The organism is Kitasatospora sp. NPDC089509, assembly GCF_044749365.1.
Taxonomy (GTDB): Bacteria; Actinomycetota; Actinomycetes; order Streptomycetales; family Streptomycetaceae; genus Kitasatospora.
Map to the genome: position 1 here is coordinate 40,636 of NZ_JBIVHS010000039.1, position 18,300 is coordinate 58,935.

Consider the following 18,300-nt stretch of genomic DNA (forward strand, 5'->3'; position numbering starts at 1 on the left):
AACCCCGGCCTCCTACCCGCCGACGATGGCGAGTTGGGAGACGGCCCCGAGCACCTCGTTGTCCTCCCCGTCGAGCAGCGAGGCGTGGACGCCGACCAAGTCGCCTGCGGTGTAGCCGTTCTGATTCAGGGACGCGACCGGGACGACGGCCGTCACGGTGGTGCCCGTGCAGTTCGGGGTGAACCGGGTGGTACCCAGGGCGCCGGAGCTCCGGTCCTCGGCGACCACGGTCGCGGACCTGACGAAGCCTCCGGCGTCGCAGGAGTACTCGACGGTGACGTTCACCGTCCTCGACGCGCCGCCGGAGACGGTCGCGCCGTCGATCCGTACCCCGGTGGCGGCCTGCGCCGGAGCTGCGGCCAGCAGCAGTCCCATGGCCAGTGCGGGGACGCCCAGCCAGGTCACGATCCTGCCGTTCATGAGGGCCCTTCCGTTGTCGGTTACCCGTCATGCTACGAATGAACGTGCACGGCTGCCAGGCCCAACGATCAAACGTCGACGTGCAGTTCATCCGACCGCCGGTTCCGCACCCAGGCCGCCCGTGCACCCCGGAAGACGACGACGGCCCTCCGCCCGGAAGGGGGAGGGCCGTCGGCCGGGAGCCTGCGCGGCCGGGTCAGGCCGCCGCGCGGGCGGCCTTGCGGCGGGCGGAGTCGAAGACCGCGGCCGGGTTCCCGTAGTAGGTCCACGGGCCGGCGATCTCCCGCCCCATCCCACGGAAGAGCTCCAGGGCCTGCGCCGGGCGGCCGTTCTCGATCAGGGCGTGGGCGATCCAGCCGCGCGACGCGACGAGCCCGGGGTGGGCCGGGTCGGCGGCCGCCAGGTCGGCCAGGGCCGCGTCCACGGCGGCCGTGTACTCGGCGGAACGGTAGAGCGCGGACGCCGAGGACCTGTCGCGCAGCACCTGCTCCCAGTACGCCCGCAGCTTGAGCACCGTCATCAGGCTGCCCGCCGGCGCCCCGGCGATCGCCTTGTCCGCGAACCCGTGCATCAACTCGTTGCTGCCGAGCCACTTCTCGCACCAGTACTGCAGTGCGGCGGTGTGGGCGGTGAAGTGGTGCGGCTCGCGGGCCACGATCTCCGCCCACAGCGCCCGGTAGCGCTCGTTCGACCAGCCCTGGCCCATCGCGATCGCCTGCTGCACCACCCAGGCGTTCGGGTCCTCGGCCGGGGCGAGCTGGATCGCCGTCTGCGACGCCTCCGCCGCCTCCGCCAGCACCTGGCGGAAGCCCATGGCCTGCTCGCGGGTCACCTGGGAGGCGTACTTCGCGGTCCGGATCTCCCAGGCCCGCTGGACCAGGGCGTCGGTGAGCACCTGGGCGGCCACCGGGTTGTACGGCTGCTCCGCGCGCCACTGCCGGAGCCAGCCGTCGTCGGAGGCCGCCAATTCGCTGAACGGGTTCATCCGGGCGTAGCGGGTGCTCCAGTCACCCTCGCCGCCCGAGAGGTACGCGGCGGCGGGCCGCCAGTCCCCCGCCTTGGCCGCGTCCAGCGCCGCCCGCGCCACGGGGTCGGTGGGTTCGCTGCCCAATTCGACCAGTTCGGCACGCGGCACCAGGCCGGCCGCGGGGGCGTCGACGCCCCCGGTGGCCTTCCGACGCTTGTTCAGCCAGAGGCCCAGCCTGACGAGGAGGACGACGAGGGAGATGATGACGAGCGGGTGGTGCATGAACCTGCTTCTCTACGGAACTTCGTCGCACAGGTGTGCGTTCAGTGGAGATCGTAATGGTTCGGACACGGATCCCTGAACGGGTTTTCCGGCCGGCCCGACGCCCTGACTCCAGGCGGTGTGGATCGCCCTGAGCGGAACCCATCGACCGCAGTACGGGCCCGCCGCCCGGGCACGTTGAACCGGGGTTCGGGTACTCACCGTTGACAGCCATGCGGGGAGCCCGACCGACCGAGACCACGGAGCAGCCCATGACCGTCAACCCGAACCGTCGCGACGTCCTGCGGTGGAGCACCGCCGTCGGCGGCGGGGCACTGACCGCCGCGCTCGGCATCACGGCCGCCACGCCGGCCTCCGCGGCCTCGTGGAACAGCGCGAGTTGGATGTCGGGGCTGCCCAACGGCCTCTCCCTGACCCAGTTGACCATCCCGGGCACCCACGACTCGTGCTGCACCGATCCGTCGAACGGGACCGAGTGGTCGCACACCCAGAACTGGGGCGTCCCGGAGCAACTCCAGCGCGGCATCCGCTTCCTGGACATCCGCTGCCAGCGGTTCCCGCTGAACGACCGCGAGACCAAGAACTGGCTCGGCGTCTTCCACGACCGCTTCTACCAGGGCAGCACCCTGGCCACGGTGCTGGACCAGTGCCGGGCCTTCCTCAAGCAGTCGCCGCGCGAGGCGCTGGTCATGCGGATCAGGAACGAGAACGCGGGCAGCAACCCGATCAACTCGGTGGAGTTCCTGCGCCGCATGCAGTACCACCTGGACGGTTTCGGCTACCGCAACCTGTTCTGGACGGCGCCCCGGTGGCCCAGCCTCGGGGAGGCCCGCGGCAGGATCGTGCTGCTCGCGGACTTCGACACCAGCTCCGACTCCACCTGGGACGTGATGCACTGGGGGAACTCCGGGCTGATGGACACCCAGGACCAGTACGAGGGCGTCGGCACCGACGGCAAGGCCGGCGCCGTCGTCAAGCAGTTCGACCAGGCGTTCTACAACCAGAACTCGTCGAAGATGTACATCAACTTCACGAGCTACGCGGGCGGGAAGTGGCCCAAGCTGAACGCGGCCGCGATCATGCCGCCGGTCTTCGACTACCTGAACGCCCGCGCGAACCAGGCCTGCCACTTCGGGATCGTTCCGATGGACTTCCCCGACTTCCACACCAACGTGCTGGACCTACTGGTCGCCAAGAACTTCATCGGGCGCTGACCCCGGGCCGCCGGGCCCGACCGCCACGGTGTCGACCGGCCCCGGCGGGCAACTGCTGCCCGCCGGGGCCGGGTTCGTGTGCCGTGCCGAGGATCAGGCCTGGGCGGCACCGCGACGGTTGCGGACCAGAACGGTCGCGCTGCCGCCGACCAGCACCAGGCCGGCCGCGGTCGCCAGCAGCGGGCCCACCGGGGTGTCCGCACCGGTGGCGGCGAGCGAACCGGTGTCCGTACCGCTCAGGCCGGTGGTGGTCAGCGAGGGGCCGCCGGCCGATCCGGTGCCGGTCCCGGTGCCGCTGCCCGAACCCTGGCCGCCCGCGGCCTGGTTGGTTCCGCCGCCCGTACCGGAGGTGCCGGTGGTCGGCAGCTTGGCGTCCTTGGTGAAGGCCAGGGTGGCGCTGACCGGGTCCAGGGCCGTGCCCGCCGGGTAGTTGGAGAACACCGGGACGCCCTCGGCCGTGAGCGTGGCCGGCACGCCGGTGAGCGTGACCACGCCGTCGACCGGCTTCAGGGCGGAGGCGGGGACGTCGAGCTTGGCGATCCGCGCGCCGCTCAGCGCGGTCGACTTGCCGTCCGGGGACTTGCCGTTGACGTCCGCGGTGAGGAAGGCGCCGTCCTTGTCGATCGCCAGCCCCAGCTTGGAGAGCGTGGTGTCCAGCGCCCAGCCGTCCTTGCCGGGGTGGCCGAGGAAGCGGACCGAGCCGGCGAAGCCGGCGCTCAGCGAGTGGTCGGCGGTGTTGTACGCGCCGGTGCCGCCGCCGAAGCGGTAGTCGGCCGCACCGTCGCCGAACTCGACCTTGCCGGCGGCCATCGGGGATTCGAGGTACTTGCGGAAGCTCTCCTTGACCGTCCAGTTCAGGGTGCCGTTCAGCACGGGGAGGCGGTCGGGGCCGGTGCTGGGGGTGTTGGGGGTGCCGGTCGGGGTGGCACTCCCGGTCGCGGTGGGCGAGGCGGTGGCGGTCGCAGTGGCGGTGGGGCTGGCGGTCGCTGACGGCGAGGCGGTCGGCTGCGCCGTCGGCGAGGCGGTGGCGGACGGGGTCGCGGTCACCGACGGGGTGCCGGTGGGCGAGGGCGTCGCCGGGCTCTGCTTGAGCAGCAGCGACAGCGGGTCCATGTCCGTCCCCGCCTGGTAGAAGCCCGCGAAGGCCTGCGCCCCCTGCTCGGTGAGCTTCGTCGCGGTCGGCGTCCCGCCGGTGGTGTCCCGGCCGACCGTGAAGGTCACCAGCGGTACGTCGTCCCGCCGGGTGATCTCGGTGGCGCCCATCGACTCCTTGGAGGCGGTGTCGGCGGTGAGCGTGCCGGTGGTGCCGGAGGTGGTGATCTTCAGGTCGCTGAGCGCGACGTCCAGTGCGCCGTGGTGGGCGGTGAAGTGCACGCCGCCGGTGAAGGAGGAGCTGAGGGCGTGGGTGCCGAGGTCGTACTTGGCGCTCGCCAGGCCGAAGTGGAAGGTGCCGTCGGCGTTGCGGGTCGCGCCGCCGGTGAGCTCGACCGCGCCGCCCTGGGAGGCCGGGCCCTCGATGTAGCTGCGGAAGCTGGCCTTCACGCCCCAGTCCAGCGCGCCGGTGTCGTACGTGACACTGCCCGGCGCACCGCCGGCGAAGGCCAGGGCGGGGGCGCCGAGGGCGGTGAGGCCGAGGCCGGCGGTGGCGGCCGCGAGGGCGGCGAGCCGGGTGCGGTTGCGGGTCATGCTGGTGCTCCGTTCGGAGGATGGGGGGACAGCGGGGACAAGGGGGACGGGAGGAATGCGGGGAACGGGGGCGGGTCAGGCCGTCCGGTCCGGGCCCGGGGCGGCGGCCGCGCGGCGGCGCCGGACCAGCAGCCCGCCGGTCGTACCGAGCGCGGCGACCAGCACCGCGCCGCCGGCCACGGCGGCCACGGCGGCTACCGGGAAGCCCTCCGAGGAGGAGCCGGCCGGGGAAGCCACGGGCGAGGCGACCGGGGCGGCCAACGGGGTGGCCGGGGCGCTGCCGAGGTCCGGCAGCGGGGGCAGTGCGGCGGCCGGGTCGAGGGCGACGGCGAAGCTCAGCGGGTCCATCTCGGTGCCGGCCGGGTAGAGGCCGCCGAAGGCCTTGGCGCCGCCCTCGGCGAGCTTGAGCGGCAGTTCGACGGCCTTCAGCAGACCGCCCTCCGGCTTGAGTCCGGCCGGGTCGAAGGTCGCCAGCTCGACGCCGGTCAGCTGCTGGGTGGCGCCGTCCGGGGTCCGGCCGGAGACGTCGGCGAGCAGTCGGCCCCGGCCGTCTGCCACGGTGACGCCGGGGTTGGCCAGGGTGAGGTCCAGACCGTAACTCTCGCCGCTGCGCAGGCCGGTGAAGCGGACGGTACCGGTGAAGGCGGCGGTGAGGTCGCCGGTCGCGGGGTCGTACGTGCCCTTGGCCGGGGTCCAGCGGAAGAAGGCGCCGCCGTCGGCCGCGCCGCCGCCGAGCTCCCAGCGGCCCTGGGCGATCGTGCCGGTGACGTAGTCACGGAAGGTGCGGCGTACACCCCAGTCGAGGGCGCCGTTGCCGAACTCGGTCTTCGCGGACGCGGGCGCCTGGGTAGCGGTCGTGGTGCTCGGCGATGAGGCCGAAGGGACCGCCTGGGCGGAAGGAGCCGAAGAAGCCGAGGGGGCCGAAGAAGCCGAGGGAGCCGCCGAACTCGCCTGGGCCCCCGGCAGGTTGACCGACAGCGTGAGCGGATCCAGCGCCGTCCCGGCCTGGTAGAAGTTGCCGAAGGCCTTCGCCCCGGCGTCGGTGAGGGTGGCCGGGACGTTGCCGAGGTTCAGGGTGCCGGCCGCCCCGCGCAGGTCGACGCCGGCCAGCGAGAGGTCGGCCAGCTTGGCCTGGCTCGCACTGCTGACCTGCCCGGTCTCCTTGGACTTGCTGCTGACGTCGGCGTACAGCCCGGCCGAGCCGCCGGGGAGGGCCCGGAAGGTGAGTCGGCCGAGGCTCAGGTCCAGCGCGTTGGCGCCGTTCTCCTGGTGCCCGGTGAAGCGGACCCCGCCGGAGAAGGCCGCGGTCAGTGCACCGGTCGCCGGGTCGTACGTGCCGTTCGCCGAGTGGAACCGGAAGGTGCTGCCGCCAACCGTCGCCGCGCCGCCGGTGAGCGCCCAACTGCCCTTGGCGATGGGGCCGGTGACGTAGGTCAGGAAGGACTGTTTGATCCCCCAGTCCAGCCGCCCGCCGGAGACCCTGCCCTCGGTGGCCGCCGCCCGCCCCGGCGACAGGACGGCCGTCGACAGGACCACCGCCGACAATGCGGCGAGAACGGCCACCAGGGAGGCGGCCAGGCGGCGGAGCCGACTGGGCAGGGACACGCGGATCACTCCTCGAAGGGTCACGGGAACGCGGCAAGGGGAGGGTCCGGCAAACGCCGACCCCCTTGCAAGACTGAGGTAAGGCTAACCTAATATGTGAGTCAACAGTCCCACCACCCCTCCCCCCGACCAGGCCGGCGGAGGCGACAACTCCCGGCGAAGGGAAGCACGTTGAGCAGCAGTACGATCCGCCCCCAGGTGGCCCGCGGGCCCGCCCTCCTGCTGCTCCTCCTCCTAGCCCTCCTGCTCCCCCTCACCGCCTGCGGCCCCGGCACCGGCTCCGGGACCGCGACGGCCACCGCCTCCCGCGCCCCCGACGCCGTCGAGCCGCTGCCCGTCCAGCCCGTCCCCCGGCTCCCGGCCACCACCCCGTCCGCCGACGGCCGCCAGGTCACCGTCACCAGCGCCGAGCGGATCATCCCGCTCAACGGCAGCCTCGCCGAGTTGGTGTTCAGCCTCGGCCTCGGCCCGAAGGTGGTCGCCCGGGACGTCTCCACCACCTTCCAGCAGGCGGCCGAGCTGCCGGTGATCACCCAGGCGCACGACGTCTCCGCCGAGGGCGTGCTGTCGCTGCACCCGACCGTCGTGCTCGCCGACCGTTCCACCGGCCCGGCCGAGGCGATCGACCAGATCCGCGCGGCCGGCGTCCCGCTGCTCGTGCTGGACGACGCCAAGAAGCTCGCCGACGTCGGCCCGCGCATCGACACCGTCGCCGCCGCCCTCGGGGTCCCGGACGCCGGTGGCCAGTTGAAGGAGCGCACCGAGCAGCAAATCACCGCCGCCCGGGCCGCCGTCCCGGCCACCGACCACCGCCCCAAGGTGGCCTTCCTCTACCTGCGCGGCAGCGCCTCCGTCTACCTCCTCGGCGGCCCCGCCTCCGGCGCCGGCTCGCTGATCGAGGCGGTCGGCGGCGAGGACGCCGGCACCGCGGCCGGCCTCACCGGCGACTTCACCCCGCTCACCAGCGAGGCCCTGGTGAAGGCCGCGCCCGACGCGATCCTGGTGATGAGCAAGGGACTCGCCTCGGTCGGCGGCGTCGACGGCCTGCTCAAGCTCCCCGGCGTCGCCCAGACCCCGGCCGGGCTGGACCGCCGGGTCGTCTCGATCGAGGACGGCCAGCTGCTCAGCTACGGGCCGCGCACCCCCCAGGTGCTCCGGGAGATCACCGCCCAGCTCCACCCGGCGGGCGCCAAGTGACCACCGCCGTAACGGAGAAGAGCCGTACCAAGAGCCTCCCCCGCCCACCTCGGACCACCCTGATCACCGCCACCCTCACCACCGCCCTCGTCCTCTGCGCCCTGCTCGCGGCCGGCACCGGCGCCTACCACATCCCGCTCGGCGACATCCTCGCCTCCGCCGCCCACCGCCTCGGCGTCGGCGGGCACGCCCTGGACCGGGTGCCCGAGTCGGTGCTGTGGAACGTCCGGCTGCCCCGGGTCGCGCTGGCCCTGCTGGTCGGCGGCTCGCTCGGCTGTGCCGGGGCGCTGATGCAGGGCGTGTTCGGCAACCCGCTCGCCGAACCGGCCGTCATCGGCGTCTCCTCCGGCGGCGCGGTCGGCGCGGTGGCCTGCATCGTGCTCGGTCTGGACGCCCTCGGCAGCTGGACGGTCACCGTGTTCGCCTTCGGCAGCGGGCTGTTGACGGTCTTCACGGTGTACCTGATGGCCCGGGCCGGCGGCCGCACCGAGGTGGTCACGCTGATCCTCACCGGCGTCGCCGTGAACGCCTTCTGCGGCGCGCTGATCGGCCTCCTCCTGTTCACCGCCGACTCCGCCGCGATCAGCCAGGTCACCTTCTGGCAGCTGGGCTCGCTCTCCCAGGCGAGCTGGGGCAAGGTGCTCGCCGTGCTGCCCTTCGCCGTCGTCGGACTCGCCGTCGCCCCGCTGTACGCCCGCAAGCTGGACCTGCTGGCGCTCGGCGAGCGACCGGCCCGCCACCTCGGGGTGGACGTCGAGCGGATGCGGCTGACCCTGATCACCGTGGTCGCGCTGCTCACCGCCGCGGCCGTCGCGGTCAGCGGTGTCATCGGCTTCGTCGGACTGGTCGTCCCGCACCTGCTGCGGATGCTGGCCGGGCCGGGCCACCGCTTCCTGCTACCCGCCTCGGCGCTCGGCGGGGCGCTGGTGCTGGTGGCCGCCGACCTGGCCGCCCGCACCCTCGCCGCGCCGGCCGAACTGCCGCTCGGTGTGCTCACCGCGCTGATCGGCAGCCCGTTCTTCTTCTGGCTGCTGCGCCGGACCCGGACCAAGCAGGGAGGCTGGGCATGAGACTGCACCGACCCCGGACGATTCCCGAACGGCCGCTCCCCGGCGCCGAGTTGCTCACCGCCGAGGCGGTCCGGCTGACCGTCGGCGGACGCCCGCTGCTGGCCGGCGCCGCCGTCCGGGTCGCCGCCGGCGAGGTGGTCGCCCTGCTCGGGCCGAACGGCGCCGGCAAGTCCACCCTGTTGTCCGTGCTCGCCGGGGACGTCACCCCGGACAGCGGCGCGGTCACCCTGCGCGGCCGCCCGCTGTCCGGCTACCGTGCGGCCGAACTCGCCCTGCACCGCGCGCTGTTGCCGCAGTCCGCCGCGCTGTCCTTCCCGTTCCCGGCCGACGAGGTGGTCCGGATGGGCCGCGCGCCCTGGACCGGCACGGCGGCCGCCGCCGAGGACGAGGCGGTGGTCGCCGAGGCGATGGCCGCCACCGAGTCCACCGCCTTCGCCGGGCGCCCGTTCACCGCGCTGTCCGGCGGCGAGCGGGCCCGGGTCGCGCTCGCCCGGGTGCTCGCCCAGCGCACCCCGCTGTTGCTGCTGGACGAGCCAACCGCGGCCCTCGACCTGCGCCACCAGGAGCTGGTGCTGCGGGTCGCCCGGGAGCGCGCCGCCGCCGGGGACGGCGTGGTCGTGGTGCTGCACGACCTGTCACTGGCGGCGGCCTACGCGGACCGGGTGGTCCTGCTGACCGGCGGGACGACGGTCGCCGACGGCCCGGTGGCCGAGGTGCTGCGCGCGCCGCTGCTCAGCGAGGTGTACGGGCACCCGGTCGAGGTGCTGGCCCACCCGCGCACGGGGGCGCCGCTGGTGCTGCCGCAGCGCGGCTGAACCGCTGTAGGTGCGCACCCGTGGGGGTGCGCACCTACAGCCGACCGGCGGCGGCCGTCAGACGGCCCCGGCCGCCCGGTGCCCGTACCGGAACAGCGGATCGCGGGTGTCGAAGGGCACGTCCTCCCGGGCGGCGGCGACGGCCCGGTCGGAGCGGGGCAGGTCGAACGGCAGGCTGCCGGTCATCGGCGTCCGCCCGAGTGCGGCCGACAGCACCACCTCGTCCTCCGCCCCGAACTCGCCCAGCAGCAGCGCCGCGTGGGGCGCCAGCGGGGTGAGCACCGCGGGCCGCTCCAACTGGACGGCGAACACGGTCGGTACCGTGGCCGCCAGCGTGGCCAGCCGTTCGGCCTCGGGCGCCGGGAACTCCAGCGAGCCGCTGTGGAAGTGCTGTTCGAGCAGTCCTTCGCGCTGTTCGTACGGTGCGCGCAGCCGGACCACGGCCAGGTCGGCCTCCGCCACCGTGTCGACCACGGTTCCGAAGCGCGCCGCCACCGCCGGGTCCACCCCCTCGACGTAGAGCCGGGCGCCGGCCGGCAGCTCCCCGGCGAGGTGGACCAGCGAGCGCCGCTGCACCTCGCGGCCGAGGGCCCGGCCCGCCTCCGTGCCGACCACCCGCTCGGCCTCGTCGGGGTCGACGTAGGGGTCGTCGAAGAGGCCGAGCCGGAACTTGTCGCGCAGGATGCGACGGGCCGACGCGTCGATCCGCTGCTCGTCCACCGCGCCGGAGGCGACGGCGGCGAGGATCAGCCCGGGGTCGGTCTCGCCGCCGAGCTGGTCGGCACCGGCGTCCAGGGTGAGCACCACCTGCTCGGCCACCGAGAGGTGTTCGACGCCCCAGTGCCGGGGCGGCAGGCTCACCACCCCGGGGACCTCCATGCCCGTGATGGCGTTGAAGTCGGTGCAGACCACCCCGTCGAACCCGTACTTCCCGCGCAGCAGGCCGGTGATGACGTCATGGTTGAAGTTGGCGCCGACCTCGGCCAGGCCGCTGCCGGAGGGGATCGCATAGGCGGGCATGATCTGCGCGGTGCCGGCGGCGAAGGCTGCCTCGAAGGGGCGCAGGTGGGTCTCGAACTCGCCGCCGGGGTAGACCAGGCGCCGCCCGACGGCGAAGTGCGAGTCCTCGCCGTGCTCCTGCGGGCCGCCGCCGGGGAAGTGCTTGGTCATGCAGGCGACGCTGCCGGGCCCGATCCGCTCGCCCTGGAGGCCCCGGATGTAGGCGTCGATCATCCGGGAAGCACGCTCCGGGTCCTCGCCGAAGGTGCCGCTGATCCGCGCCCAGCGGGGCTCGGTGGCGAGGTCGGCCATCGGGTGGATGGCGACCCGGATGCCGACCGCGCACAGCTCACGGCCGATCAGCGCGGCGTACTCCCGCACCAGGTCCGGGTCGTCGGTGGCGGCCAGGCCGATCGGTTCCGGGCCGCTGCTGAAGCCTCCCCCGGTGTGCGCGGTGGCGGGGTTGGCGGTGAAGCCGTGCCGCGGATCGGAGGAGAGGGTGACCGGGATGCCGAGCCGTCCGGCGGCGGCGAGGTCCTGGACGTGGTTGTTCCACTGCGCCATGGTGCGGGCGTCGGGCACCGCCATCATGGCGAAGTGGGTGAGTCCGCGGTCGGGGATCAGCCGGGCGCCGGAGGGGAAGGGTTCGTGCTCGCCGGGGAGGATCCGCTGGTCGCCGGGCAGCATCCGGCCGTGCAGCATGAGCGCGGCCTTCTCGGCCAGGGTCATCCGGGCGAGCAGGTCCTCGACGCGCTCCTCGACCGGCAGCCGCGGGTCCTCGTAGGGCTCCATGGTGCCGTTGTGGTTGAGGTCGCGGAACGGCGTCCCGTCGGTGTGGCGCAGCAGGGTCGTCATGCCGCACCCCCGGCAACCGCCTTGATGCGGACGGCGTCCAGGGTCGCGGCCGGGACACCGCAGTGCAGCAGGAACGCCTCGGCGGTGCCGTACTCGGCGTGCACCAGGTCGAGGAAGGCGCGCATCGCCTCGGCGGGGGCGGCCAGCAGCGGGGCGGGGACCTTGAGGGCGCCGCTCTCCACCTGGTTGAGGGCGGCCGGGTTGCGCTCGGCCAGGCCGGCGAAGATCTGCGGCAGGGCGTCGGCGGTGCGCGCGTAGTCGGCGACGATCTCCTCGACGGGTACGGCGAGCAGGTCGAGCAGCAGGGCGGTGAGCAGGCCGGTCCGGTCCTTCCCGGCGGCGCAGTGCAGCAGGACGGCGCCGGGCCGGGCGGCGGCCTCGACGGCGGCGGCCACCCCGGCGGGGGCGGACTCGGCCATCAGCAGGTAGAAGGCGCCGAGGTCGGCCCCGGTCTCCATGGTCCGCATGGCGCGTTCGAGCGCCTCGTTGACGGGCTCGATCGGGGCCCGGACGACGTCGGTACCGGCTTCCTGGACGGCGGTCCAGTCCTCTTCGCGGATCTCGGCACCGCCCCGGAGGTCGATCACGGTGCGGATGCCGTGGGCGGTGAGCAGCGCGACGGTGTCGGCGTCGGCGGCCGGGAAGGGCTGGGCGGAGCGGAAGAGGAGGCCGTGGCGGACGAGTCGGGCCGCCGGGTCGGCGAGCACCGCGGGGTCGCGGAAGTTGACCAGGGACATGGGGGGCCTTTCGGGCAGGTGCGGTGGTTCCGGGCAGGGCGCATCGCCCGCGCGGCGCTGTCGCGGCGCGGGGGGCGGTGGGCCGGGAGCCCGTCGGGGTCGGAGCAGGGAGGGCTGGAGCTCTGACAGCCCTGGGCCGTCAGGGGTTCGAAGGGGATCAGTGGGTGAGCGTCCGGGCCGCGCCGAGCACGTCCCGGTAGGCGTCCGCCCAGGCGGTGAGCGTGCTGCCGTCCTGGGCGACCAGGACGTGCCGGCGCACGAGTCCGGTGAACAGCGCGGCGAAGGCGGCCGGGCGCAGGTCGGCGATCGGGTCGACGCCCAGGCGGGCGGCGGCCAGGTCGGCGGTGCGCTGGGCGAACAGGTCGATGACCACCAGGGCGTAGTTGTGCACGGACTGCACGTCGAGGAAGTCGCGGCGCAGCCTGCGGCGGCGGGCGGTGTGTTCGACCGGTTCCTCCCACTGGCCGTCCGTGGCGGTCAGCGCGTGGTCGAGGGCGGCCCAGAGGTCGAGCTCGGGCGGGGCCGCGGCGAAGGCGTCCAGCACCAACTGGCCGAAGTCCCAGCCGAAGAGCAGCGCCTCCTTGGTCGGGTAGTAGCGGAAGAAGGTGCGGTGGGCGACGTCGGCCCGGCGGCAGATCTGCTGCAGGGTGGTCTTCTCGAAGCCCTGTTCCTCGAAGAGGTCGAACGCGGCGGTCCGGATGCTGTCCCGGGTGCGGGCCTTCTTGCGGTCGCGCATGCCCGGTTCGGTCGCCTCGTCGATGTCCGGCATCGGTGTTGTTCCACTTCCTGTCGCGCCGCGTCCTCCGGTGACGGCTCGTGCACCGTCACGACCGGTAGCGAATCACGCCGGGCAAGGCCCGCTCAAGCGGTGCGGGAACTCTTCGACGGCTCGTCATCCAAACTTTGCACAACTGCCTATTGGCAGTAGTGCCACTTCCGCGAAGGTATCGGCGGCGGCCGCCCCGGCGGTCCGCCCCCACCCCCCGCTCCGAGGAACACCGAGGAACCATGAAGCGGCACACCCACGTTCTGGCATCAGCGGTCTGCGCGACCGCCCTGACGCTCACCGCCGGAGCCTGCTCGGCCTCCGACGACGCGCTCACCGGCGGCCCCGCGGCCGGCTCCGCCACCGGCCAGGACGGCCCCGCCGTGGACGGCGGAACCCTGCGGATCGGCCTGGACCGGGCCTTCACCCGACTCGACCCCGCCGACAGCACCCTGGTCTCCGAGCCGATGCTGGTGCTCGCCAACGCGCTCTACGACCCGCTGATGACCAACGGCGACAACGGCACCGTCCAGCCCTACCTGGCCCAGGAGTTCACGCCGAACGCCGACGCCACCACCTGGACCCTGCGGCTGCGCGACGGGGTCCGGTTCAGCGACGGCAAGCCGCTCGACGCCCAGGCGGTGATCGACCACGTCACCCGCCTGTCCAAGCCCGAGAGCAAGTGCTCGTGCGCGGCCGACGCCGCGGCCATCGGCTCGATGACCGCCCCCACCGCCGACACCGTCGTCTTCACCCTCAAGTCGCCCAACTCCGTCTTCCCCAACGCCTTCACCCGCTCGCTCGGCTACGTCTCCGAGGCCCCCGGCGCCGACGGCACCGCGATCGGCTCCGGCCCGTACGTCCTCGGCAGCGCACAGAGCGGCGTCTCGGCCGAACTCACCCGCAACCCCGCCTACTGGGGCGCCAAGGGGCACGCCGACAAGCTCGCCTTCCGGGTGCTCCCGGACACCGACAGCCGCTACCAGTCGCTGCGCTCCGGCGACACCGACCTGATCTGGGCCGAGAGCCCGGCGCAGTTCAAGCAGGCGCCCGCCGACGGGCTGCGGGTGGCCGCCGGTCCCGGCTCCACCTCCACCGTCCTGATCAACACCAGGACGGCCCCCTTCGACGACCCCCGGGTCCGCCAGGCGATGCAGTACGCCATCGACCGCGAGGCCGTGGAGAAGGTCGTCGGCCTCGGCCAGGGACAGACCGCCGACGGCCCGATCGGCTCGCACTCGGCATACCGCACGGCCGGCGGCTCCTCCGGCTACCCCGCCCACGACCCGGCCCGGGCCCGGCAGTTGCTCGCCGAGGCGGGCAACCCCCAGGTCGCCTTCGACTACCTGGTGGACAGCCGCCCCGAGTCCCAGCAGCGCGCCACGGTGATCCAGCAGATGCTCGGCGAGGCCGGCATCAGGATGACCGTCAAGCCGGTGGACGCCGCCGCCGCGGGCACCGCGCTGATGCAGCACTCCTTCCAGGTCATGGACTTCATCACCAGCATGTTCGGCGACACCGACGCGGCGCTCACCGCCCTCTTCCCGGCCGCCTCCCCACTGAACTTCACCGGCTACCACAACCCCGCCGTGGACCGCTCGCTCGCCGAGGGCCGGGCCGCCCTGGACCCGGCCGCGCGCGCCGCCGCCTACAACGGCGCCGCCCGGCAGATCGTCGCCGACGCCCCGATGCTCTTCCTCACCGAGAACTCCAACGGCTTCCTCGCCTCCGCCCGGGTCGGCGGCCTGCCCGACCTGTCCCGCCGGACCGTGATCAGCCTCTCCCCCGCCACCCTGTGGAGCAAGAAGTGAGGCCCCCGCGCCGTACGGGCCGGTCGGCGCCCCGCCACGACCCGGCCCGGCGACTGCTGCGCGCCGGCAGCCGCCTGGCCCGGGCCGCCGCCGTCCTGCTGGTGGTCGTCGCCGCCGCGGTCTGGCTCCCGCACCTGCTGCCCGGCTCCCCGGCCGCCGCGGCACTCGGCCCCACCGCGACCCCCGAGCAGATCGCCGCCTACGAGTCCCACCTCGGCCTGGACCAGAGCCTGCCCACCGCCGCCTGGCACTGGCTCGGCAACCTGGCCCACGGCGACCTCGGCCACTCGCTCGCCAGCGGCCGCAGCGTCACCGACGAGCTCGCCGACCGGGTCCCCGTCACCCTGGAACTCTTCCTGGCCGGCCAGCTGGTGGCCCTGCTGCTGGCCGTGCCGCTCGCCCTGGCCTCGGCCTGGCGGCCCGGCGGCGCGGTGGACCGGATCGCCACCGCCGGCGCCTTCGTCTGGCTCGCCGTCCCCGGCTTCGTCCTCGGCCTGCTGCTGATCTGGCTGGCCGCCGTCCAGCTGCGGGTACTGCCCGCCACCGGCTGGACCCCGTTCACCCGGGACCCGGTGCAGAACCTGCGCCACCTGGTGCTGCCGGCGCTCACCCTCGGCCTCACCGAGGCCGCCGTCTTCACCCGCACCCTGCGCTCCCAACTGCTGGAGACCCTCGACCAGACCTACATCGCCGCCGCCCGGGGCCGCGGCATGGGCACCGTCCGGCTGCTGCTGCGCCGCACCCTGCGCCCGTCCTCGCTGCCGCTGGTCACCCTGGTCGGCATCGGCGTCGGCACCTCGCTCGGCGGCTCGGTGCTGGTCGAGACGCTCTTCGCGGTGCCCGGCGTCGGCAGCCTGGCCTCGGCGGCCATCGCCGGACGCGACTTCCCCGTCGTCCAGGCCGTGGTGGTGCTCGGCGCCACCGGGGTCGTCACCGCCACCCTCGCGGTGGACCTGCTCTACCGCGCGCTCGACCCGAGGATCGCCCATGACCACCGCTGAACCGCCCGCCGTCACCGCCCCGACGCAGCCCGCGCAGCCCGCCGCCCCGGCCGCCGACACCGGGCCCCGCCCCCGCCGCCGCCCGTCCATCGGCACCCTGGTCGCGGCCGGCTGGCTCGCCCTGCTCGCCCTCACCGTCCTGCTGCTGCCCCTGCTGCTGCCCGGATTCGACCCGCTGCACGGCGACTTCGCCCACCCCTCGGCCCCGCCCGCCCCCGGACACTGGCTCGGCACCGACGCCTCCGGACGGGACGTGCTCCAGCGCACCGTCGCCGGCGCCCGGGCCTCCGCCGCCGTCGCCGCGCTCACCGCCACCGTCGGTCTGCTCGGCGGCGGCGCCCTCGGCCTGGCCGCCGGCTGGTTCCGCGGCCCGGTCGACCGGCTGATCGGCTTCACCACCGACGTCCTGATGTCCGTCCCCTCACTGGTCCTGGTGATGATCGCGGTCTCGCTGCGCGGCCCGAGCCTGCCCGTGATCGGCGTGCTGATCGGCCTGCTCACCGTCCCGCACTTCACCCGGGTGGTGCGCGCGGTGGTGCTGTCGCTCAACGAGCGCGGCTTCGTCCAGGCCGCCCGGATGCTCGGCACCGCCCCCGCCCGCATCCTGCGCCGCGAGATCCTCCCGCACGTCGCCCCCGCCGCCGTCGGCTTCGCCTTCACCGCCACCACGGTCGCCATCGTGGCCGAGGGCTCGCTCAGCTTCCTCGGCTTCGGACTGCGCCCGCCCGCCCCGTCCTGGGGCGGCATCATCGCCGAGGGACGCACCAACCTCGGCAGCGCGCCGTGGATCTCCCTCGCCCCGGCCGCCGTGCTCTGCCTGACCGTCCTCGCCGTCAACTACCTCGGCGAGCAGCTCCGTTCGCCCGCCCCGAAGGGAGCCGCCCGATGACCGGCCCCGTCCTGGACGTACGCTCGCTCGACACCGTCCTGCACACCCCCGACGGCCGCGCCCTGCCGGTGCTGCGCGGCATCGACCTCACCGTCGGGCCCGGCGAGTGCCTCGGCGTGGTCGGCGAGTCCGGCTCCGGGAAGTCGGTGCTCGCCCGCACCGTCCTCGGCATCCACCCGCGCGGCACCCGGGCGACGTCCACCGGCGCCGTGCTGCTCGACGGCGAGGACCTGCTCACCGCCCCGGCCCGCCGGCGGGCCGCCCTCCTCGGCACCGGGATCGCCATGGTCCACCAGGACCCGATGACCTCGCTCAACCCGGTGGTGCGGATCGCCGACCAGGTCACCGAGGCCCTCACCAACCGGCGCCGGCTCAACCGGGCCGCCCGGCTCCGCACCGCCGCCGACCTGCTCGCCGCCGTCGACGTCCCCGACCCCGCCCGCCGCGCCCGCGCCTACCCGCACGAACTCTCCGGCGGACTGCGCCAACGCGTCGGCATCGCCGCCGCCCTGGCCGGCGAACCCCGCCTGCTGCTCGCCGACGAACCCACCACCGCCCTGGACGTCACCGTCCAACGCACCGTCCTGGACCTGCTCGACCACCACCGCCGCAGCCGCGGCCTGGCCACCCTGCTGATCACCCACGACATCGGACTGCTCTACGGCCGGGCCGCCCGGATCGCCGTCATGTACGGCGGCCGGATCGTCGAGACCGGCCCCACCGAAGCCGTCACCACCCACCCCGCCCACCCCTACACCGCCGCCCTGCTGCGCTCCGTACCGCGGGTCACCGGCCCGCTGCGCCGCACCCTGCCCGCCATCCCCGGCTCCCCGCCGGACCCGGCCCGCCCCACCGCCGGCTGCCCGTTCGCCCCGCGCTGCGCCGACGCCCGGGAGCGCTGCAACACCGAGGCGCCGCCCGTCCACCGGCCCGCCCCCGGACGGTCCGTCAGCTGCCACTACCCGCTCGGCACCCCGGAGAGCACCCCATGACCGCCGTCCTCGAAGCCACCGGCCTCACCGTGGTGCACCGCACCCGCTCCGGCCCGCTGCACGCCGTCAGCGACGTCGACCTGACCCTGCACCGGCACCGCACCCTCGCCCTGGTCGGCGAGTCCGGCTCCGGCAAGAGCAGCATCGCCAAGGCCCTGCTGCACCTGCCCCCACCCACCGCCGGGACCGTCACCCTGGACGGCACCGACCTCGCCGACCTCACCCCGCGCGCCCTGCGGGCCCTGCGCCCGCGCCTGCAGATGGTCTTCCAGGACCCGCTCTCCTCGCTCAACCCCCGCCGCCGGGTCCGCGACCTGGTCGCCGAACCCCTGGACGCCCACCCCCGCCCCGGCACCGACCGCGAGGCCACCGTGCACCGGCAGCTGGAGGCGGTCGGCCTGCCCGCCTCCTTCGCCGACCGCCACCCCGGCCAGCTCTCCGGCGGCCAGGCCCAACGGGTCGCCCTGGCCCGGGCGTTGACCGCCGAACCGCGCGTGCTGATCGCCGACGAGGCCGTCTCCGCACTCGACGTCTCCGCCCAGGCCACCGTGCTCAACCTGCTCCGCCGCCTCACCGAGGAACACGGCCTGGCCGGGCTGTTCATCTCGCACGACCTCGGGGTGGTGCGCGCGGTGAGCGACGAGGTCGCCGTGCTCCAGCTCGGCCGGATCTGCGAACGCGGCCCGACCGAGGAGGTGTTGGCCGCGCCCGCCCACCCCTACACCAGGGCGCTGCTCGCCGCCGTCCCCGAACCCGGCCGCCCGCTCGGCGACACCGGCCTGCTGCCCACCGACCCGCCCTCCCCGCTCGACCCGCCCTCCGGCTGCCGCTTCCGCACCCGCTGCCCGCTGTCCGACGACCGCTGCGCCGCCGAGACCCCGCCGCTGCTCCCCGTCACCCCCACCCGGACGGTGGCCTGCCACCGTCCGCTGCTCGACCGGCAGGCCTGACCTCGGCCCGCACCGCACGACCGGCCCGGTGGCACGGCCAGCCC

At 74.5% G+C, this 18,300-nt stretch carries 16 protein-coding genes; 9 read left to right on the forward strand and 7 right to left on the reverse strand.

Annotated features, from left to right (window positions below):
* Window positions 1-12 precede the first annotated feature (12 nt).
* Together ACIP4P_RS42515 and ACIP4P_RS42520 are read right to left on the reverse strand one after the other, a co-directional pair.
* Window positions 13-420 carry a hypothetical protein gene (locus tag ACIP4P_RS42515; protein WP_400929074.1) on the reverse strand — a complete coding sequence of 136 codons (408 nt, stop codon included), beginning with the start codon at window positions 418-420 and terminating at the stop codon, window positions 13-15.
* Between the two features lie 196 nt (window positions 421-616).
* Window positions 617-1,669 (reverse strand): hypothetical protein, encoded by a 1,053-nt coding sequence (locus ACIP4P_RS42520; RefSeq protein WP_400929077.1) that lies wholly within the window; start codon window positions 1,667-1,669, stop codon window positions 617-619.
* Window positions 1,670-1,920: 251 nt separating this feature from the next.
* Here ACIP4P_RS42520 and ACIP4P_RS42525 point away from each other — a divergent pair, with 251 nt between their 5' ends.
* Window positions 1,921-2,883: a phosphatidylinositol-specific phospholipase C gene (locus tag ACIP4P_RS42525; RefSeq protein ID WP_400929079.1), complete on the forward strand. Its 963-nt coding sequence runs from the start codon at window positions 1,921-1,923 to the stop codon at window positions 2,881-2,883.
* A gap of 93 nt (window positions 2,884-2,976) precedes the next feature.
* Here the strand turns inward: ACIP4P_RS42525 and ACIP4P_RS42530 are convergent, their stop codons facing one another.
* Together ACIP4P_RS42530 and ACIP4P_RS42535 are read right to left on the reverse strand one after the other, a co-directional pair.
* Complete coding sequence (locus ACIP4P_RS42530) at window positions 2,977-4,569, reverse strand: HtaA domain-containing protein (RefSeq protein WP_400929082.1); 1,593 nt, start codon at window positions 4,567-4,569, stop codon at window positions 2,977-2,979.
* Window positions 4,570-4,644: 75 nt separating this feature from the next.
* Entirely contained in the window at window positions 4,645-6,174 is a 1,530-nt protein-coding gene (locus ACIP4P_RS42535) for an HtaA domain-containing protein (protein ID WP_400929085.1), read from the reverse strand.
* 171 nt (window positions 6,175-6,345) lie between these two features.
* Here ACIP4P_RS42535 and ACIP4P_RS42540 point away from each other — a divergent pair, with 171 nt between their 5' ends.
* Genes ACIP4P_RS42540 through ACIP4P_RS42550 form a run of 3 tightly spaced genes read left to right on the forward strand, consistent with a single transcriptional unit; the run spans window position 6,346 to window position 9,256 of the window.
* Window positions 6,346-7,371 (forward strand): hemin ABC transporter substrate-binding protein, encoded by a 1,026-nt coding sequence (locus ACIP4P_RS42540; protein WP_400929088.1) that lies wholly within the window; start codon window positions 6,346-6,348, stop codon window positions 7,369-7,371.
* On the forward strand, window positions 7,368-8,441 hold the full coding sequence (locus ACIP4P_RS42545) for a FecCD family ABC transporter permease (protein ID WP_400929091.1): 1,074 nt from the start codon (window positions 7,368-7,370) through the stop codon (window positions 8,439-8,441). Before ACIP4P_RS42540 ends, ACIP4P_RS42545 begins: the two co-directional genes overlap by 4 nt.
* A complete protein-coding gene (locus ACIP4P_RS42550) occupies window positions 8,438-9,256 on the forward strand; it encodes a heme ABC transporter ATP-binding protein (protein WP_400929094.1) in 819 nt (272 codons plus the stop codon). The genes ACIP4P_RS42545 and ACIP4P_RS42550 overlap by 4 nt, the downstream gene beginning before the upstream one ends.
* 57 nt (window positions 9,257-9,313) lie before the next feature.
* On the opposite strand, the gene ACIP4P_RS42555 is transcribed toward ACIP4P_RS42550, so the two are convergent.
* The 3 genes from ACIP4P_RS42555 to ACIP4P_RS42565 all read right to left on the reverse strand — a co-directional run bounded on the left by ACIP4P_RS42555 (window position 9,314) and on the right by ACIP4P_RS42565 (window position 12,616).
* On the reverse strand, window positions 9,314-11,110 hold the full coding sequence (locus tag ACIP4P_RS42555) for a glycoside hydrolase family 3 protein (RefSeq protein ID WP_400929097.1): 1,797 nt from the start codon (window positions 11,108-11,110) through the stop codon (window positions 9,314-9,316).
* Window positions 11,107-11,847, reverse strand: coding sequence for a tyrosine-protein phosphatase (locus ACIP4P_RS42560; protein ID WP_400929100.1), 741 nt, complete (start codon window positions 11,845-11,847; stop codon window positions 11,107-11,109). The genes ACIP4P_RS42555 and ACIP4P_RS42560 overlap by 4 nt, the downstream gene beginning before the upstream one ends.
* A 157-nt stretch (window positions 11,848-12,004) precedes the next feature.
* A complete protein-coding gene (locus ACIP4P_RS42565; RefSeq protein ID WP_350518566.1) occupies window positions 12,005-12,616 on the reverse strand; it encodes a TetR family transcriptional regulator in 612 nt (203 codons plus the stop codon).
* 239 nt (window positions 12,617-12,855) lie between these two features.
* Here ACIP4P_RS42565 and ACIP4P_RS42570 point away from each other — a divergent pair, with 239 nt between their 5' ends.
* Genes ACIP4P_RS42570 through ACIP4P_RS42590 form a run of 5 tightly spaced genes read left to right on the forward strand, consistent with a single transcriptional unit; the run spans window position 12,856 to window position 18,256 of the window.
* Window positions 12,856-14,424 carry an ABC transporter substrate-binding protein gene (locus tag ACIP4P_RS42570; RefSeq protein WP_400929104.1) on the forward strand — a complete coding sequence of 523 codons (1,569 nt, stop codon included), beginning with the start codon at window positions 12,856-12,858 and terminating at the stop codon, window positions 14,422-14,424.
* On the forward strand, window positions 14,421-15,425 hold the full coding sequence (locus ACIP4P_RS42575; protein WP_400929106.1) for an ABC transporter permease: 1,005 nt from the start codon (window positions 14,421-14,423) through the stop codon (window positions 15,423-15,425). The genes ACIP4P_RS42570 and ACIP4P_RS42575 overlap by 4 nt, the downstream gene beginning before the upstream one ends.
* On the forward strand, window positions 15,412-16,314 hold the full coding sequence (locus tag ACIP4P_RS42580) for an ABC transporter permease (RefSeq protein WP_400929109.1): 903 nt from the start codon (window positions 15,412-15,414) through the stop codon (window positions 16,312-16,314). The genes ACIP4P_RS42575 and ACIP4P_RS42580 overlap by 14 nt, the downstream gene beginning before the upstream one ends.
* Window positions 16,311-17,306, forward strand: coding sequence for an ABC transporter ATP-binding protein (locus ACIP4P_RS42585; RefSeq protein WP_400929112.1), 996 nt, complete (start codon window positions 16,311-16,313; stop codon window positions 17,304-17,306). The genes ACIP4P_RS42580 and ACIP4P_RS42585 overlap by 4 nt, the downstream gene beginning before the upstream one ends.
* On the forward strand, window positions 17,303-18,256 hold the full coding sequence (locus tag ACIP4P_RS42590) for an ABC transporter ATP-binding protein (RefSeq protein WP_400929115.1): 954 nt from the start codon (window positions 17,303-17,305) through the stop codon (window positions 18,254-18,256). Before ACIP4P_RS42585 ends, ACIP4P_RS42590 begins: the two co-directional genes overlap by 4 nt.
* Window positions 18,257-18,300: the final 44 nt, after the last annotated feature.

What these genes read in the sequence shown, in the direction of transcription:
- ACIP4P_RS42580 (WP_400929109.1), top strand. Translation starts at nt 15,412, where the DNA reads ATGACCACCGCTGAACCGCCCGCCGTCACCGCCCCGACGCAGCCCGCG.
- ACIP4P_RS42515 (WP_400929074.1), bottom strand. Translation starts at nt 420, where the DNA reads ATGAACGGCAGGATCGTGACCTGGCTGGGCGTCCCCGCACTGGCCATG.
- ACIP4P_RS42555 (WP_400929097.1), bottom strand. Translation starts at nt 11,110, where the DNA reads ATGACGACCCTGCTGCGCCACACCGACGGGACGCCGTTCCGCGACCTC.
- ACIP4P_RS42530 (WP_400929082.1), bottom strand. Translation starts at nt 4,569, where the DNA reads ATGACCCGCAACCGCACCCGGCTCGCCGCCCTCGCGGCCGCCACCGCC.
- ACIP4P_RS42525 (WP_400929079.1), top strand. Translation starts at nt 1,921, where the DNA reads ATGACCGTCAACCCGAACCGTCGCGACGTCCTGCGGTGGAGCACCGCC.
- ACIP4P_RS42520 (WP_400929077.1), bottom strand. Translation starts at nt 1,669, where the DNA reads ATGCACCACCCGCTCGTCATCATCTCCCTCGTCGTCCTCCTCGTCAGG.
- ACIP4P_RS42550 (WP_400929094.1), top strand. Translation starts at nt 8,438, where the DNA reads ATGAGACTGCACCGACCCCGGACGATTCCCGAACGGCCGCTCCCCGGC.
- ACIP4P_RS42590 (WP_400929115.1), top strand. Translation starts at nt 17,303, where the DNA reads ATGACCGCCGTCCTCGAAGCCACCGGCCTCACCGTGGTGCACCGCACC.
- ACIP4P_RS42585 (WP_400929112.1), top strand. Translation starts at nt 16,311, where the DNA reads ATGACCGGCCCCGTCCTGGACGTACGCTCGCTCGACACCGTCCTGCAC.
- ACIP4P_RS42560 (WP_400929100.1), bottom strand. Translation starts at nt 11,847, where the DNA reads ATGTCCCTGGTCAACTTCCGCGACCCCGCGGTGCTCGCCGACCCGGCG.
- ACIP4P_RS42570 (WP_400929104.1), top strand. Translation starts at nt 12,856, where the DNA reads ATGAAGCGGCACACCCACGTTCTGGCATCAGCGGTCTGCGCGACCGCC.
- ACIP4P_RS42565 (WP_350518566.1), bottom strand. Translation starts at nt 12,616, where the DNA reads ATGCCGGACATCGACGAGGCGACCGAACCGGGCATGCGCGACCGCAAG.